The following is a 16445-nucleotide window of genomic DNA, read 5'->3' on the forward strand; positions in this document are numbered from 1 at the left end:
TGCTAAAATGGATAAGCTGTTCCATACGGAGCTCAGTGCTCAAAATCAATAATCTTCCAATTTTGATCCAGCATAAAAGAAGGGCCGGCATCTGGTTGGAAGTGAACAAAAAACTCCCGGAACTCTGCCTCGAAATGGTAATACTTCAGGATGTACTGCAAGTTCGACAAGCCTTCTGTGCTGCACTCGATATAAGGCGTGATATCCCGCTCCTGACTTAGTACGCGCGAAAGGGCAATGAACCCATTGTCATGCGCACTCGGTGGAATGTATTGATGCTTACTGATATTCGGTGCTATGGGCAGGGCAGGAAAGTCCCTCAAAGATTCGGGAAACACAACGTCGTCAATAATCCACTTTATCCGCCTACGGTCGTCTACCAGTATTTTCATTTGAAGAATGAGCTCTGACTGAAGCCCTTCAATAGTCCCTCTGAGGGGGACTTCTATCCACCAGGAAGAGTCAACAAAGTCCAGCGCTCCTCCTGCACCTGCTTTTTGAGCAAAACGCTGCACCCTGCTGCTGTCCTGTTCGTACAGGGAGCGATCCACCAGGGACTCAATAATCAATGACCTGTATTTAGCCCAGAAAGCTTCGTTTTGACGCACTTCTTTATATACTGCCGAACCGGTATCTACAGGCTGCCCATAGGCATCAAAAGCGCCATTATACCGCTCGATAAAATCATCCAGCGAATGGACCTGTAACAAAAGTGAGGTGGGCATCATCTCCTGAGGGCGGTTCCCAAAGTAGAGGTCGTAGTAGGGCTGCGCATACAGCCCTATGCTCCCCAAAAAGGTCACCACTAATGTGATACTGATTTGCCTTAACATAGCTTACTTTTTAATATTAGCCTGGCCACTCCAAATTAATGAACCCGGTCAGAGCAGATGCCAGTCGGATTCCCCTTCTTTTGGTATTTACCCGTTATCCTACTTTGCGTTTCTGCACAACCGAAAGCCGATTGTAGCACTTGTTCGGTCCGGGTACTCAAACTTTCGATGAGCGCATTCCACCTCCTCCATGGTACTTCCCCAGCTGCCTCCTCTTAGTAGTTTGAATTCACCATTAAGAGGACCTATAGGATTAATCGCCGGAGAACGTGCATAGAAGTCCGTCTCGTAGTAATCCCAGCACCATTCTTGTACATTGCCACTCATATCGTGAACACCTAAATCATTTGATCGATACATTCCTACAGGAGCAGACAGTGCATAATCGTCAGAATACAGTCTTTTTTTCCATGGGAAAACACAGCTCCGGTCGCAGAAATTCGCAATCACCGCCATATTTGAACTGTAAGAGGTTCCTGACCATCTAACATCTTCGCCTTCATCACGAGCAGCATACTCCCATTCGGCTTCGGTGGGTAACCGATAGCCATTGGCATTCCAGTTTGCTTTGACACCGTCCTGAAGAATGGTATAAACAGGTTGCAGGTCATGCTGTTCGCTCAGCCAGTTGCAATAAGCAATGGCATCGTTCCAACTCACGTGAATAACGGGGTGCAATAGCTTTGTAGCAGATCTGATTTGCCCCGTCTCATCGTGCCGCCAGTTGACGCCGGCATGAAACCCCCAAAAGCCCTGTTTGACAAGCTGACTCGTGTCTCTCTGCTCTGCGTCAGTAACATAGTCAGTAGATTCCATAAACTGCGAGAACTCGCTAAAGGTAACTTCAAATTTACCGATGTAAAAGTCATCAAGACGTATGGTATGTACCGGTCGGTTATCTATATTTTTATCCTGAGCCCCCATTTGAAACGTTCCTCCGTATACCAATACCATTGGGGTACTATCTGTTGGTTTTCTGTCTCCAACTGTCTCAACTGGGACTAAGACAGACTCAGACAATTCCTGGTCAGAAACACCAGGCTCCGGCGACGCCACCACTTCCGGTTCGTCGGTATTTTCCGGTGGAGCCTCCTGAGTAGCTACAGGCTCTGTTTTTTCTGGCACCGGCTCTTCGGGCAGGTACTTATCAATGCTTCTTATCCGCGCAATGACTCCGGTGGGGCTGTATTCCCGGATAGACAGGATAAACTTGAGCGGGAAAGGCCCCAGCACTTCTTCGGCTGTATTGACCGTTGCCGTAAGGCGTATTTCTGCATTCAGATTGCCGCCCTTGGGCAGCACATTTAGCACTTCCAGTTGACCAATACTGAAAGAAACCCCTTCCGGAAAATCCGTAAGTACCAAATCCAGGTATTCCCGCGGCGGTATGTAGCGGCTGCCCTCCGGGCGTAACTCATTCCATATCATAGACCCCTCAAACAGGAAATACTGATTTAATAATTCGGATCGGAACATGCGGCGGTCTCTCAATGGCAAACTGGCATCCCCGAGATTATTAAGCATCTGGTAGTAGTTGGCAATATAGTCCTCAATAGGCCCGTCCTGAGCCTTTAGCGTAGCGGTAAAGCAAAATACCAGTAGCAGCGTGCTAAATTTCGACATTTAAACAGATAGATTGTAAAGATCCGGATTGTAAAATATATACTGTCTCTTGGGGCGGGTCAATCTTGGAAACTTCCCGCTCCTGTGCCTCATCACTTAGCACGGGTTTCCACGACTCTGATATCCCCAAGGCGGACGTGGAGCACCTCCTTGGAGGTACGCCCCTGATCCATTTCCGTGACTTTGATGGCCACCTCGATATCTTTTGATGTAATATCCTCGTATTTCAGCTTACCCTCAGCGCCATACCCTTTGAATACCTGAAAGACCCGGACCGTACCAAAGTACTGCCCATCCGGTGATTGCCGGAATTTGGAAACCCAGCGCGTCTCAAACCATTCGATCTTTACCCGGCTGTAGGGCAATACCAATAAGCGGCTGAGGTACTTTCTAACCGTAAAGTTTTTCACCTCAGGCTGGTTTAGAGAAGATACCTGAAAAACACGGTCTTCATCTACAAAATAGTTCACAGTTGTATTCACTGCTTCTCTTCGCAGGTCCCGGTTAATCTTTTTATCGCTGATGGTCTGAATGTTGATTTCCAGGTCGCGGATACGTTCCTCCGTCTTTTCTGTAAACAATTGTTTTCGCTCTGTTTCGGAGAGCGCTGAGATCTGGGCTTTTGCCGTGCCGCTGAGAAGCAACAGTGCAAGACAATAGAATACGGGGCTGGTTTTCATTTTATTGATTTGAATATTTAGCAGAGTCAAAAACATGGGCCTTTCACATTGTACTAAGGTAAAGGTTTTTTAACCTTATTCCAGATAGTTGTCCTTTAATATGCTGGCAAGAATGTAGAGGTAATCGACTTAGACAGATTCTTTTTTTTTACTCGAATGCTATTTCTGACTAAAAGATTGATGCGTATAAAACCAAATCGAGCATCAGAACATCATGTTTTACCGACCATGACAATCCTCGCAAACTAACCTGAAACCATAAAAATAATTTCTATCCAAAGGGTTATTGCTGATACGATGGCTACTCCGGGCGGCAACACAGGAATTCGCTCCCCATCCACCGCCACGCAGTACCTTCCATTCTCCAAAGTCAGGCCCCTTTGGATTGTAAGCTGTTGAACTGCTGTACGGACCATACCAATCCCAGCACCATTCGATGATATTTCCGCTCATATCATAAAGTCCGAGTTCATTGGGAGCCTTGCTGCCAACAGTAGTAGTGGCGCTCCCCGAGTTAGCTACCTTTTCACAGCTATTGCTTCCCGAGTATTTATACCTCAGGCTTTTGTTGCCTCCTTTGGCCGCAAACTCCCATTCCGCTTCATAGGGCAGCCGGAAGTTTTTGCCTGTCATTTTATTTAGCTTTCTGATGAACTCATTAGCGTCTTCCCAATCCACATAATACATAGGGAAATCCGGTCCCTTTCCAACGATACCACCTCCACTGCCGGAATTTTCATAATAATACTGAATATCCTTTCCCATAACAGCTTCCCATTGGGATTGTGTCACTTCATACTTGCTAATGTAGAAGTCCGAAACCCTAACCTTATGTACAGGCTTTTCCCGGTCAAAGCAGTCTTTTCCTTGCTCTTGTGTACAGCCCATGCTAAAACTCCCTCCTTCTACAAAAACCATATTTTCAAGGATGCTTTCTATCGGCCCCGGCAGGACCGAAGGTGATTCAACAGATGCATCGTTTTGCGATAGCTTACCCGAATCAATTGTCTTAATTAACCCAGATAACCTGCTCGTACCAAGCTTTTCGACGAGAATAACAAAACTCAATTGATGTCTAAATGGCGGCTCACCATGAGGTTGGCTCAATAATTCCAGGAAGACAGCTAATTCAATTTCCTCGCCCGAAGTATGGATATCAATAACCTCAAGCGATTCAAAACTAAATTGTACACCCTTTGGAAAGTCAATCAATAAATTATCGAGGTATTCTCTTGCGGTGATATAGCGTGCTCCATCTTTCCTCAAGTGGTTGAACACAATAGATTTGTCGTCAGGTAAAAAATAATACTTATTAATATCGACTGCAAAAAACTGACGGTCAGAAAAGGAACTTCCTGCATCTCCCAGGTTATTTAGACTGGCAAAATAGTCAGATAGAAATGATTCTGCCGCCTGCTTTTGTGCTGGTAACGCCAGACTGAAGGTGATGAGAATAAAAGATAAATATATTCGGACTTCCATACTATTGTTTTAACTACAGTCAAGTTAATATCTGTTCCAAGCTTCATTAGAGATAAAAATCGATAACATTCTCAAAGAAAAAGTCTCCATCTCCAATATTTAGGCTACCAGGTCCTGCCCGGAGAGGTACTCCATCAGGATGACCGGGCGGCCTTCGTGCTCCGTGATATCCAAAACCCGACGGATGGACGGGTGGGAGAGCCTGGCTATGACCTGTGCTTCCTGCTCAAAGCGCAGGCGAAGGCTTTCTACCGCACTGAGCTCCGGTTTAAGAACCTTCATGGCCACCGGAGACCCTAATTTGGTCTCTGCATAGTACACCTCTGCCATGCCCCCTTCTCCTAGCTTGTGTTTGATTTGGTAGCCTTGTATAGTTATTCCTGTCATCATTATTTTGATTTTGGGGCGGCAGCACCCTTTTTATTTCCTGGTTCCTGTTTTTTTTCGAGGCAGCTGGGCTGAACAGTGATTTGTGGCATCTTTTTGACCAACTCTTCGTTGATGAACCCCTCATGTAGCCCCACGAAGAAAGGGGATTTCAAGGGGACCCTTTCTGAAGTTAATCGGGAACCACCGCCTCAATCTGACCAAAAATCTGTGGACACCTCCCTGCCCCTCCCAGCTACTCCCACGCTCAGGGGGCGGCGGCCAAACGGAAGCCCGAAAAGGAGCTGCGAGAACCTGGTGTGCTATGGCTCCGATTCGAGACCCGGCAGCCCTTGGCACCGGTGCTCCAGTCCCCACCTCGCCTCACGCGGGAAAAGCCCGAAGCAGTGCCTTTAGGGTTACGCCCGGGTGAGCTGCTGTAATAGTTGTGATTGTACCAATCCAAGCACCATTCGTAGACATTGCCGTTCATATCGTACAAGCCCAGCTCGTTTGGCGATTTTTGCCCCACCGGGTGCGTTTTGCCTCTACTGTTTTCGGTATACCAGCCTACACTGCCCAAATTACCGCTACCCGAATATTTATAACCCCGGCTGTGGCTGCCGCCTCTGGCCGCGTACTCCCATTCCGCTTCTGTGGGCAACCGGTAATTGCCGCCCGTCATCCGGTTTAGCTTTTGGATAAATTTCTGGACATCCTCCCAGCTCACTTTCTCCACCGGGCAGGAGAAGCAGCCGCTAAATCTGCTAGGATTACTCCCCATCACCGCCTCCCACTGCCCTTGCGTTACCTCGTACTTCCCTATACTGAAACTGCTTAACTCTACACGGTGTGCAGGGCTCTCATCCCCCCAACAATCACTGCCCTGCTCCGCTAGAATCAGAGTTGGTAACGTGCAGCCCATCGTAAAACTGCCGCCCGATACCTGTACCATGTTGCGCTCCAGGGCCTGAATGGGGGCAGGGAGGGCAGCAACGGTTTTAGGAGGCCGCTCTGCTATGGCTGGGGCATTGGGCTTTTCCTCTTGAGATGGCAGGCTGGATGCCTCAGGCACTTTATCCAGGCTTTTTATGCGCGCACTCACCCGGCCGGACGACAGGCCGATCACCTCCAGCACAAACCGGTGCTTTACCTGCCGGGCGCTGCGCCCCGATGCGGTTATGGACCACGATAAATCTACAATGGCTTTGGTGCCTTGATCCCCCAGCTGAAAGTCTGCGACCTCCAGCCCTTCATAAGAAAATGATACTCCACGTGGGAAGTCAGTGATGATAATATCCAGGTATTCTGAGGCCGGGACATAGGTAGTCCCCCCAGGCCGGAAGTGATTGTACAGCACACTGCCCTGCCCCCGGAGAAAGTAGTTATCAAGGATATCTGCCCTGAACAGGCTGCGCTCCTCCATTACGTAGGACACATCGCCCAGGTTATTCAGTGCGGCCAGGTAGCCCTTGAAGTAGTCTTCCATAGCCGACTTCTGCCCGGAAAGCAACAGGGGCAGCATTAAAACCAAAATGGATAACGTATATTTCATATCAAGCTTTTTTTTAAAAGGAGCGGGCCAATTTTCGCCTGCGGCTACTCACGGGCCCGCCCGGAATTTTTTCGCCAGCCAGGTTCACTCCGGCCGGGCAGGATCGGTGCCGGTTCAGCAGGGCAGCTATCTTACTGCCGGGTTGAGCTAGGGGGCGGCGGCCAAACGGAAGCCCAAATTGTTGTTGCGATTGTCTGGGCTGTTGTTGTTCCGATTCGAGGCCCGGCAGTTCCTGGCGTTTTACCAATAGCCAGCCCTTCCGCTTTCGCCAAATCCTTGCGGATGGTCCGCAGGGTTTCGAACCGCTTAAATACCTCCGGAGCAAGCGCTTCCTTATAGTCCACTTTAGGCTTTTTACCTTCTCTGCTCTTTCGCATTCCGGGAGCCATGTTTGGCAAATACTCCACACAAATAACCCAGGCCCCGCCACCGGGCAGGCTTTCAAAATGCCGGTCTATTTGCAATATACGGTTGCCGCGCAGAAAGGCATTGACCGCCGCTTCCGCTTCTGCGGGATCGTAAACCGGCACCGTAAAAAACTTCATTTGCATAGCCTGAAAATTTTTAAAATCGAGGCGGCTGCGCCGCCTAATACCGCTCTCTCCCTCCGGCTCCTCCCTAATGGGCGCTTGCTCCGCCGCTGCCCATTTAGGAGGGCCTTCGCTCTTTCGCTCCCTTTTTTTGCTCAACCCTTACTGCCGTACTAGAGGGCGGCCAGACGGAAGCCCAAATTGATGAGGCGAGCGCCTGGGCCGTCGCCGCTCCGACCCGAGGCCCGGCAGAACCTGGCGATGATGATCCAGCCGCCGCCGCGGTACACGCGGCCAGCGCCCGTACCAGGACCTTTCGGGTTGCGGCCGGGCGAGCTGCTGTAATAATCACTGCCATACCAATCCGAGCACCATTCCCAAACATTGCCGCTCATATCGTACAAGCCCAGCTCATTTGCCGTTTTTTGACCCACAGGGTGCGTTTTACTACCACTGTTGCTACCATGCCAGCCTACACGGCCCAAATTATCGCTGCCCGAATATTTATGCCCCCGGCTACGGCTGCCGCCACGCGCTGCGTACTCCCATTCCGCTTCTGTCGGCAGGCGGTAATTACCGCCCGTCATTCGGTTCAGCTTATCGATAAAATCCTGTACGTCGTTCCAGCTTACCTGTTCCACCGGGCAGCTCCCGCAGCCACTGAAGCTGCTAGGGTTGCTGCCCATCACCGCTTCCCACTGTGCTTGTGTCACCTCGTATTTGCCTATGCGGTAGCTGCTCAGCTCTACCCGGTGAGGGGGCTTCTCATCATTCCCGCAATCATCCCCCTGCTCCGAGGTACAGCCCATCGTAAAACTGCCCCCTGATACCCGAACCATGCTGCGCTCCAGCGCCTCTATGGGGCCCGGCAGGGCAGGCTTGCGCAGCTCCTCCAGGCGGCTGCGCGCCTCCTGGACGTGTGCACCCTCGGGGTAGTCCCGGAGGTAAGATTCGTAGGAAGATTCCGTGTCCCGGCGCCTCGCTTCTGACCAGGCTGCTTCATCCCGCAGTTGTTTCAGGCGAGCCTTCGCCTGTCTGGCATGCGCGCCGCTCGGGTACGCATCCAGATAAGCCTCATAAGCCGCAATATCACCAGTAGCCTCTGCCTTAGACCAGGCTGCTGCTTCGACCTCTTCTGCGGTGAGGGCTGGATCAGGTTGTTGTACCCCCGCTGTGTTTTCTGGCCGGAGTACACTTACAAGGGCTCCATCTGTGCCTATCAGCAGCAAGCTGTCCCCTTTCACCACCTGTGCCTGCCCATCTTCAAACACGCCCGCGGAGTCGTAAACGGCCGGCAGGACGAACGCACCTGCTTCATCCACATAGCCCCATTGGCCGGAGGCATCCTGTTTCGGCTCGAGGGCAGGCTTTGCCGCCTTGGGCTGCAACCACCATAACACCCCGGACACCACTGCTGCTGCGACCAAAGCACCAAACAACAGCGGTAGCCATTTTCGGGATGGGGTCGGTGCAGGGGCAGGCGGGGATTCAGGCTGTGCAGGCGGTGGGCCTTCCCGGGTGTCCGTGATGGTTATATCCACCTGAGTACCCTCCTCTGTATCCTCCTTGCCTGAGGTTTGGTTTCCCATCCAATCCGCCCGGATACGATGAGCCCTTGCTTCCGGGCTCTTGACGAGGAAAGCCGCTACAGCTTGTGCAAAAGGCTCCGGGATTTGTGCCGTTTCCGGAGGAAGTGGCGCATTCACGATTTGGTCAAAGAGCTCGCGGTCGCGGGCAGCGCTGCTGCCTGCTGCTCCCTTGGTGCGGAAGGGCCGGTAGCCCAGGAAGAGCTCAAAGAGGAGCACACCGGCCGACCACAGGTCGGCATTAAGGCGTATGGGCTTGCCCAGCAGTTGCTCGGGCGCGGAGTAAGCTAGGGTGCCCCCTGCCAGGCTATTGGTAAAGCGGGAGCCTTCGCCGACCTGCTTGCTTAGCCCGAAATCGGCAATCTTGGGGATGTACTGCTGCCCCACTTTGGCGATCAGGATATTAGAGGGTTTGAGGTCGCGGTGGATCACGCCATGCTCGTGCAAATGCGAGAGCCCACGCAGAAGCCCAATGGCGATATCGCGGCGCTGCTGCGCGCTCAGTTGCCCCTTGTCGAGCAATTGGCGTAAGTTGCCGGCCGGGTAGTATTGCATCACCGCGTAGTCGAAGATGCCCGCAGGGGACTCAAACTGGTAGACGTTCTCGTAGTGTGCGAGGTTGCGGTGTTCGGGCAGCCCGGAGACCGCTTTGAGCTCATCCTCGAGGGAGAAGGTCTTATCATTCACCGTCTTTACTTCCGCTACCTTAATGGCTACGTAGCGGTCACGGGTGGTATCGTAGGCTTTGTATACCGTGCCAAAGGTACCGCCCCCAAGGCGGTCGGTGCGCACACTAAACTGGTAGCGCTGCAGGAATTGCTGTTGGTTCATTTTGTTTGTGCGTTATCGGAGATAAACGAGCGGCGTTTCCTTGCATTGATTGCAGGAGAGGACCGGGTGCTGTACTCCATTGGTATGCCCGGATACACTACCGTTAACATAATCAAACAATTCGCCGTAGGTGATCTGTAGATTGTTATTGGCATCGGCCAGCCCCTTCATGCCAGAGATGAGAAAGTAGGTGAAAATGCCCTGTTCCAGGTTACGACGTTCCTGAGAGTACTCGTCCTCGCGGGAGGACATGAATACGGCTACTTTAGGGTCCGTCCGGTCTTCATCCCGGGCCGCCGCTTCGGCTTCGATACGCATCAGGATAGCTTCCGCTTCGTTGCCGATACTACGTCGCCCCTCTACCCCTCTGATACTGCCCGAGTTGCAGGCGTCCGCCAGGCAAATTTTATTGCCGGCATCAGAGCGGCGGAAAGCTTTCTTGACCTCTTCGTGCTCCAGGATATTGGAGGGTGCGGTATCATAAGGACAGAAAAAGCCCGGTGCGCCATGCCCGGAAAAATAAAAAATGATTTTATCGGCTTCCCGGGCCTTGCCAAACTGATCGCGCATGGCGCGGAGGATATTGGTGCGGGTGGCCCGGCTGTCGAGCAACATCGTAATATTGGCAGGAGGGACACTTCCCCCTTCGGAGCTGAGCAGGAAGTTGCGAAAGGCATAAGCATCATCATCGCAGTATTCCAGATCGGTAATCAGGTTATTATTGGCATAGTCAGACACGCCCACGATGACCACAAAAGTCTGCCGCCCGTTTTCCGCATAGTTGGGCTGCCCCTGGTATTCGTTGTCTATCCAAAAGCCAGCCAGGGTATCGCTGGTATTCAGGTACATGATGCCGCGGCCATTCTTTTTGTTGTCGCGGTATTGCCCATCGTAGCGGTTGCCATTGACGTAGTAAAAGGTACCCTCTACTTTTTCTCCATCTGTGAATATCCCCTCAAAGCGGTTGCCGCTCGCGTACCGGTAGATGCCGGGGCCGTGGCGCTCATTATCCCGGAAGTAGCCGGTGTAGTGGTCGCCATTGACGTAAAAAAGATCCCCTTTGACCCTTCTTTTGTCCTCCCAGGTGCCATCGTAGCGGTTGCCGCTGGGGTAAAGGTAGACGCCATTGCCGTTTTCACAATTGCCGGAGATACACTGTGCGGACAGGGTGATGGATAGGGGGAGCAGGAAAAGGAGGAGGAGTAGGGTTTTCATGACTGTTTATTTTGGTTGGTGGTTATTCCTGGTTGTTGTATAGGGTTTGAACTTCGCTTGCGTTAAGGGGGCGGTTGTAGATACGTAGGTTGTCGATGAGGCCGTTCAGGAAGTCCTGATTGTTGCTGTCGGCCCCAAACCGGGCTAAGAAGCTGAGGTCAAAGTCGAGATTTGTATTGGTGATGGTCTCCAGTTCCATACCGTCCAGATATAGAGACCTCGAGATAACGGAGGATGAACTGGAGGTATTGATTTGGTCCAGGTTGATGACTACATGATGCCACTGATTGTTAAGGAGGCTGTTATTAAGGTTTTGCGAAAAGCAGAAATCTCCCGGGCAGATCGTGCCACTGGAGGAGATGTAAATATTCTCTGTATTATCGAAGACACTACCTTTATTCAGCAGCGGCATACCGGATTGGTCACTACTCCGTATCCAGAAGGATAAGGCCATTTCGGCAAGCTCATCCAGATAGTTGTTGTTGATTTGCAGGAACTGCCCTCCCGAAAAAACCGCTGACGATCCCTGTCCAGAGGGGGCACTTGCCGAATAGGACAGTCCATTGGGTGTTATGGCGTTGTAGCCATTGATGACCTCTTGCGTATTGTTTTCAAAGGGATAATAGGCAATAAGGTTATCCGTTGTGCTAAAGCTATATGCAGGTTGGTTGGCCATTCCCTCAGCGGTGTAAATAGCACTAATTTCGGAAGCGGTCAACCGGGTATTGTAAATGCGGATGTTATCCAGATAGCCATCGAAAGCGCTGACTCCGTTACTGGCAGCGCCGATTGACATGATTGCGTCAAAGTCAACGTCAAAATTAAGAGCAGCACTGGCTTCCAAAAGAGTCCCATCCACATAAAGCGACTTATCAATACTATTACTATTTGAAGAAGTGTTGATCTCATCAAATACAATGGAAAGCATATGCCACTGCCCGTCGAGCAAATCATCGACGATATTATTGCTAAACGCGAAATCGCCGGGATACAAAAAATTATCAAGAATGAATAAGTTCTCCGTATTGTCAAACTCGCTCCCTTTACTAAACAGTATCTCCCCATTTCCGGCATAGCCCCTTACCCAGCAATTAAAAGTCATGGCAGCCAATTCATCCATAAAGTTATTATTGACGGTAAAGTAGCTGTTGCCATCGAAGAAAGCGGACCTGCCGGACGGGTTGGATACAGACATGTCCGTGCGGTACTGCAGATTACCCTGAACGATGCCATTGAATCCGTTTTTTACATCTGCCACCGTTTGATTATCAAAAGTATAGTAAGCCACGAGGTTGTCAGGTACGCTAAATGGGTAGGCGGTCTGATTGGGTGCCCCTTCTGACTGGAAAATGTCGTCCACTTCAGTATCAGCTAGCACCCTGTTGTAAATTCTAATATTATCCAGGTAGCCATCGAATGCCCCCCCTCCATCGCTTGCCCGGCCTATTGTCATCAAAGCGTTAAAGTCCACATCAAAGTTGGCAGAAACCCCACTTTCAACAAATTCACCGTCAATGTATAGAATCTTATCAATACTACTCGCGTTTGACGTGGTATTGATATAGGGTATCATTACAGTCAGCATATGCCAGTTGCCATCTAATAACGTCCGGTCTACAGTAGATGTAAAATTAAAATCACCGGGAAACAACTGATTGTCTGAAATAGCAAAGTTTTCGGTATCATCAAACTGGCTCCCTTTGGATAGAAGTACTTCATAATTCCCAGCGTAGCTTTTTATCCAGCAATTGAAAGTAAGTGCAGACAGCTCATCAAGAAAATCGTTATTGACGGTAAAATAACTGTTCCCATTGAAGAAGGCGGAATAACCGGAAGGATTATCCAACGACATGTCCTGATCGTATGACAGCCCTCCCTGCGGTACTCCATTAAAACCGTTTTTGATGTCAATCGCCGATTGCTGATCAAAGGTATAGTACGCGACAAGCCCATCAGGTACTTCAAAGTCATAATTAGTTGGAGGTGCGCCGCCTTCACTGAAGAATAAGACTTCGATTTCCTGTGGTGTCAAAACCTTGTTGTAGAGTCTGAAATTATCCATTCTGCCGTCAAATGGATTAGTCCCTTCATTGTTACTGCCCAGGAGAAAGGTGAAATTAGCATCAAAATCCAGGTTTGACGGCGTACCCTGATCTAAGAGCTGGCCATCCACATACAATGCCTTACTGATGTTATTAGCGGAGGAAGTTGTGTTTATAGCATCTATGGTGACTGTCAGCATGTGCCATTCACCGTCCAGAAGCGGGGAAACGATGGAAGTATTGAAAAGGTTATCACCGGGTTGGATCAAATTATCCTGTATGACCACGTTTTCAGTAGCATCAAATTGACTACCCTGAGAAAAGAGCACTTCATAATTGCCGGCATACCCTTTTAACCATACATTCATGGTGAATTCTTCCAGTTCAGAAGCATCGAAAGAAGGGACTCGCCCATACCCCTGTCCGTCAAATTCAGCGGCCTGCCCGCTTCCGGAAGGACCGTCTGACACAAAGTCAATACCCTGATTGATTCCATTGTGATTGTTTCCGGATTCATCTGTCAGGCTGCCGCTATCAAAAGGGTAATAAAGTACAAGCCCTTCATTCTGCAGGTTACTGCCTACGGTGATTGAAAAATCAAAGGATGCTTCATTTTCGCAGTTCTCACAAGCCACTGACGCCATACTAAATTCCAGTACCGTTCCTTCGGGCGTATCAAAATCGAGGATAAAGGAAAAGTTGGTGGAAGAACACCCACTATTATTGGGTACATTTCCGAAGTTGATATTTGGCTCATTGATGACCACAAAGGGAGAGGAGGACGAGATGACAGCAGATGTCCCGGTTGCGGTAATTTCGCCGGTATTGATGACACCGACTTCAACATCGACAGATTCACCGGGATTGGCAACTTGATCTCCATTGCCCGACCCCTGAACCGTGAAGGAGCTACTTGTCGTGCAAGCCGCAAGTGCCGGGGCCGGAGGCGGGAAAATAGAAAAACAAGCCTGCAAACCAGGATACTCTTGTCCGTCTATTTCAACAGACAGGTCGATACAAGTGGCTACTCCGTCCTCCGAGGCAGGGGCATCAGGTGTGATTTGCACTTCGATACAAAATTGGCTGGAAACGCCCTCAACGGGTATGCTGTTAATTTCGAACGAGGTGGGCGAAATGGCAGAGACCGCATTCTGATCCGCAGCACTAAAACCTAATTGAATATTCCCGGCATTTGCATCTCCGGTATTTTGAAGGGTCATACAGAGGTTGACCGTCTCCCCCGGATTAGCCTGCATGTTATTCCCATCATCAATACTGATGCTTCCGAGCGACAGTGCGGGTGTGGTGGCGGGAAATACTTCCAGCTCAATGACATCAGAAAAACTTAGCCCCGAAGCGGTGGAAATCGTAATTGGAATATTGCTAACACCTATGGGGAAGTCATCCGGGATATTCAGAACAAGAAGTAAGGGCTCTGTGCTTCCGGCAGACAAGTTGCCGAGGGTATTGTTCGAAGCTTGCTCCAGAGCGCTGCCAGATATTTCAACCTGTATCCCGGATGCTGCAGCACCTCCACTGTTGGTAATTTGTAAGCTGAGGGTACAGGACTCCCCCTGATTGAGGATGCCATTGCCCCCGTCCTCTTCCACCACGACAGGGCGGTTATCCGTGGAAGTTTCAGTTAAAACGGCAGCGTTAATACCAATCACGATTGGGTCTACGGTGTAGGCATTAGCCTCTCCATCCGTAACCCCTACTTCGATCTCCAGCAAAGCGCCGGTAGGGATATCATCACTTAGTTGAATATCAACGGATGTATTAACGGATTGCTCGACTGCTAGTCCGGGTATTTCATATTGAGATGGTGTAATGGACTCAACGTATGAACTATTATTTTCGGAAAGCAGGACCGAAAGTTGTCCAGCAGGTTTGGTCCCCTCATTTGACAACACAGAGCTGATGGTAATCAATTCACCAGGCTCAGGGTTGGAGTCACCGTCAGAGGTAGCAGTGATTTCATAGGCATGGCGAATAACAGGCCCATCAATGATCAGGGAGAACATCTCTGTTTCTATCTCCTCACCGATAACCTGTGCTGTAAACGGCAGCTCTGTACCCGGAATAATTGGCGCGCCAAACTGCACGGCAAAGCTATAAGGGTTTCCCGTTTGCGGCGCTTGCCCGGTATTGGCAAAAGCATTACTCGCTCCTGCTGCGATGTCTCCAAAGAACAAGGTGTCAGGGGTTATTTGTGTCGCAAGGCTCGTATCAGAGACGACGACCACTTTTACATTTTGGGCAGGAGCGACGCCCGTGTTATTTAGCAAAAGCCGGTAGTAAACGCGTTCGCCAGCATCTGCAAAACCATCATTATTACCATCGTCTTCCACGTAGGCTGCTGCCGGGGCCGCCAATTCCAGCTCTGGCTGCAAATCAAAGGAAATATTCCGGGTCGCACCGTAGCTGGTTTCCAGGCAGTTGGTTACAAAGGCCCTGAAATAGTAGTTGCCCTCTGGCCAGTTTTCCAGCACCAGAGAATCGGCAACCGGGCTGTTTGCAGTGCCCAGGTCGATAATACTGTCAGCGAGGGTTGGTGCCGGGTTGTCTGTTGACCAGACGAATCCGTAGGCGGTTGCCCCATCTCCGGTTTCACTGCCCACTGAAGTCAAATCATAACCAATTTGAAGGTCTGTGCCCTGAAGACGGAGCACTCCGGTTGTAATGCGCGGGTAGTTCTCGTCGAACCCGGGGTCACAGGGATTAATACCTTCCCGGCGATCACAGGAAAAGAGAACAACTAAAGCAAGAAGTATTGTAAACGTTATGTTTTTCATAGGTTTTGACCATTCTTAATCCAAGGGTTAGAAGTTGTATTGAAGCCCAATTCCTGCACCGGCAGGAGCTGCTACGAGCCGTAGGCGGTTGTCTGTCGTATCCACCTGGGACAGCCCATTACTGTCAGACGAGCCTGTTATAAAGCAGCGCACCAGATTGATGACCCAGATGCCCCCACCGGCAGCGAGGAGAATATTTCCGGTTTGCAATTCCTGGTCGGAGGTTTCCCGCAGGTTGACGATATCATCGGGGGCGGTCGCATTGAGATAGGCTGCCCAGGTATCATTGGCTTTTGACCGCATGAAAAAACCGCTCCCTGCCAGTCCGTAGGAAACGGCAGTGAAAGCAAAGTTGAGCGGCTTTTTGTTGTACATGTAATGCCCTATCCCCGGGGCTACTGCTCCAACAAGGGTATGGCCAATGGTCCACTTGTTTGCCGTTGTGACTACAGCGGGGTTCAAGGCAGGATTATCCTTTTCCGGTTCCGCCTCAACGACAACCGTAATTATACAGCCCGAAATCGAAGGTTCCCCCCCTTTATCCAGTTCCTGCAGCGCGGACGCTTCTGGTGTCCATCGGAGGAGCGTAGGGTTTTCGCCTGTATATCCCACCAGTCCCGCACCCTCGACATTGCCGGGAATTGCAAAGCTTTGGCTTCCTATATTCCAGCTCAGCTGTACGTTGTAAGCTGCCTGAGGGGCATCGTAAGGAAAGCTATAAATAGCGTAAAGGCGCTTTTCGTTTCCGGAGTACCAGATATCGGCCTCGCTGCATTGCAAGGTTTCCTGTCCATATGCCCATAGCTGGAAGAGCATTAAAAAAACTCCGGGGAGCGAAAAGTACTTGAATTTGAGGGTAATGAACTTCATCGTTTTGGTGACTTTGTTTGGGGATTTAATATGAAGT

Annotated in this window: 11 protein-coding genes; all 11 read right to left on the reverse strand. The window is 50.4% G+C overall.

All coding sequences use genetic code 11. The annotated features are described in order from the left end of the window. Nucleotides 1-32: 32 nt before the first annotated feature. On the reverse strand, nucleotides 33-833 hold the full coding sequence (locus RIC19_RS02800; RefSeq protein ID WP_350176613.1) for a hypothetical protein: 801 nt from the start codon (nucleotides 831-833) through the stop codon (nucleotides 33-35). A gap of 99 nt (nucleotides 834-932) precedes the next feature. Beyond that, nucleotides 933-2456 carry a formylglycine-generating enzyme family protein gene (locus tag RIC19_RS02805; protein WP_350176615.1) on the reverse strand — a complete coding sequence of 508 codons (1524 nt, stop codon included), beginning with the start codon at nucleotides 2454-2456 and terminating at the stop codon, nucleotides 933-935. Between the two features lie 92 nt (nucleotides 2457-2548). After that, nucleotides 2549-3136 (reverse strand): hypothetical protein, encoded by a 588-nt coding sequence (locus RIC19_RS02810; protein WP_350176617.1) that lies wholly within the window; start codon nucleotides 3134-3136, stop codon nucleotides 2549-2551. Between the two features lie 219 nt (nucleotides 3137-3355). After that, nucleotides 3356-4618, reverse strand: a complete 1263-nt coding sequence (locus RIC19_RS02815; RefSeq protein ID WP_350176619.1) for a formylglycine-generating enzyme family protein — start codon at nucleotides 4616-4618, stop codon at nucleotides 3356-3358. A 99-nt stretch (nucleotides 4619-4717) separates the two neighbouring features. After that, nucleotides 4718-5008 carry a serine/threonine protein kinase gene (locus tag RIC19_RS02820; RefSeq protein WP_350176621.1) on the reverse strand — a complete coding sequence of 97 codons (291 nt, stop codon included), beginning with the start codon at nucleotides 5006-5008 and terminating at the stop codon, nucleotides 4718-4720. Nucleotides 5009-5252: 244 nt separating this feature from the next. Then, entirely contained in the window at nucleotides 5253-6539 is a 1287-nt protein-coding gene (locus RIC19_RS02825; protein WP_350176623.1) for a formylglycine-generating enzyme family protein, read from the reverse strand. A gap of 131 nt (nucleotides 6540-6670) precedes the next feature. Then, nucleotides 6671-7090: a hypothetical protein gene (locus RIC19_RS02830; protein WP_350176625.1), complete on the reverse strand. Its 420-nt coding sequence runs from the start codon at nucleotides 7088-7090 to the stop codon at nucleotides 6671-6673. Between the two features lie 152 nt (nucleotides 7091-7242). Continuing rightward, nucleotides 7243-9486, reverse strand: coding sequence for an SUMF1/EgtB/PvdO family nonheme iron enzyme (locus tag RIC19_RS02835; protein ID WP_350176627.1), 2244 nt, complete (start codon nucleotides 9484-9486; stop codon nucleotides 7243-7245). 12 nt (nucleotides 9487-9498) lie between these two features. Next, the gene (locus RIC19_RS02840) at nucleotides 9499-10701 is read right to left on the reverse strand and encodes a caspase family protein (RefSeq protein ID WP_350176629.1); all 1203 of its coding nucleotides are present in this window, start codon (nucleotides 10699-10701) and stop codon (nucleotides 9499-9501) included. A 22-nt stretch (nucleotides 10702-10723) separates the two neighbouring features. Further along, nucleotides 10724-15538: a LamG-like jellyroll fold domain-containing protein gene (locus tag RIC19_RS02845; RefSeq protein ID WP_350176631.1), complete on the reverse strand. Its 4815-nt coding sequence runs from the start codon at nucleotides 15536-15538 to the stop codon at nucleotides 10724-10726. A 27-nt stretch (nucleotides 15539-15565) separates the two neighbouring features. After that, on the reverse strand, nucleotides 15566-16408 hold the full coding sequence (locus tag RIC19_RS02850; protein WP_350176633.1) for a hypothetical protein: 843 nt from the start codon (nucleotides 16406-16408) through the stop codon (nucleotides 15566-15568). Nucleotides 16409-16445: the final 37 nt, after the last annotated feature.

Source organism: Phaeodactylibacter sp., assembly GCF_040219495.1.
GTDB lineage: Bacteria > Bacteroidota > Bacteroidia > Chitinophagales > Saprospiraceae > Phaeodactylibacter.

What these genes read in the sequence shown, in the direction of transcription:
- RIC19_RS02800 (WP_350176613.1), bottom strand. Translation starts at nt 833, where the DNA reads ATGTTAAGGCAAATCAGTATCACATTAGTGGTGACCTTTTTGGGGAGC.
- RIC19_RS02805 (WP_350176615.1), bottom strand. Translation starts at nt 2,456, where the DNA reads ATGTCGAAATTTAGCACGCTGCTACTGGTATTTTGCTTTACCGCTACG.
- RIC19_RS02810 (WP_350176617.1), bottom strand. Translation starts at nt 3,136, where the DNA reads ATGAAAACCAGCCCCGTATTCTATTGTCTTGCACTGTTGCTTCTCAGC.
- RIC19_RS02815 (WP_350176619.1), bottom strand. Translation starts at nt 4,618, where the DNA reads ATGGAAGTCCGAATATATTTATCTTTTATTCTCATCACCTTCAGTCTG.
- RIC19_RS02820 (WP_350176621.1), bottom strand. Translation starts at nt 5,008, where the DNA reads ATGATGACAGGAATAACTATACAAGGCTACCAAATCAAACACAAGCTA.
- RIC19_RS02825 (WP_350176623.1), bottom strand. Translation starts at nt 6,539, where the DNA reads ATGAAATATACGTTATCCATTTTGGTTTTAATGCTGCCCCTGTTGCTT.
- RIC19_RS02830 (WP_350176625.1), bottom strand. Translation starts at nt 7,090, where the DNA reads ATGCAAATGAAGTTTTTTACGGTGCCGGTTTACGATCCCGCAGAAGCG.
- RIC19_RS02835 (WP_350176627.1), bottom strand. Translation starts at nt 9,486, where the DNA reads ATGAACCAACAGCAATTCCTGCAGCGCTACCAGTTTAGTGTGCGCACC.
- RIC19_RS02840 (WP_350176629.1), bottom strand. Translation starts at nt 10,701, where the DNA reads ATGAAAACCCTACTCCTCCTCCTTTTCCTGCTCCCCCTATCCATCACC.
- RIC19_RS02845 (WP_350176631.1), bottom strand. Translation starts at nt 15,538, where the DNA reads ATGAAAAACATAACGTTTACAATACTTCTTGCTTTAGTTGTTCTCTTT.
- RIC19_RS02850 (WP_350176633.1), bottom strand. Translation starts at nt 16,408, where the DNA reads ATGAAGTTCATTACCCTCAAATTCAAGTACTTTTCGCTCCCCGGAGTT.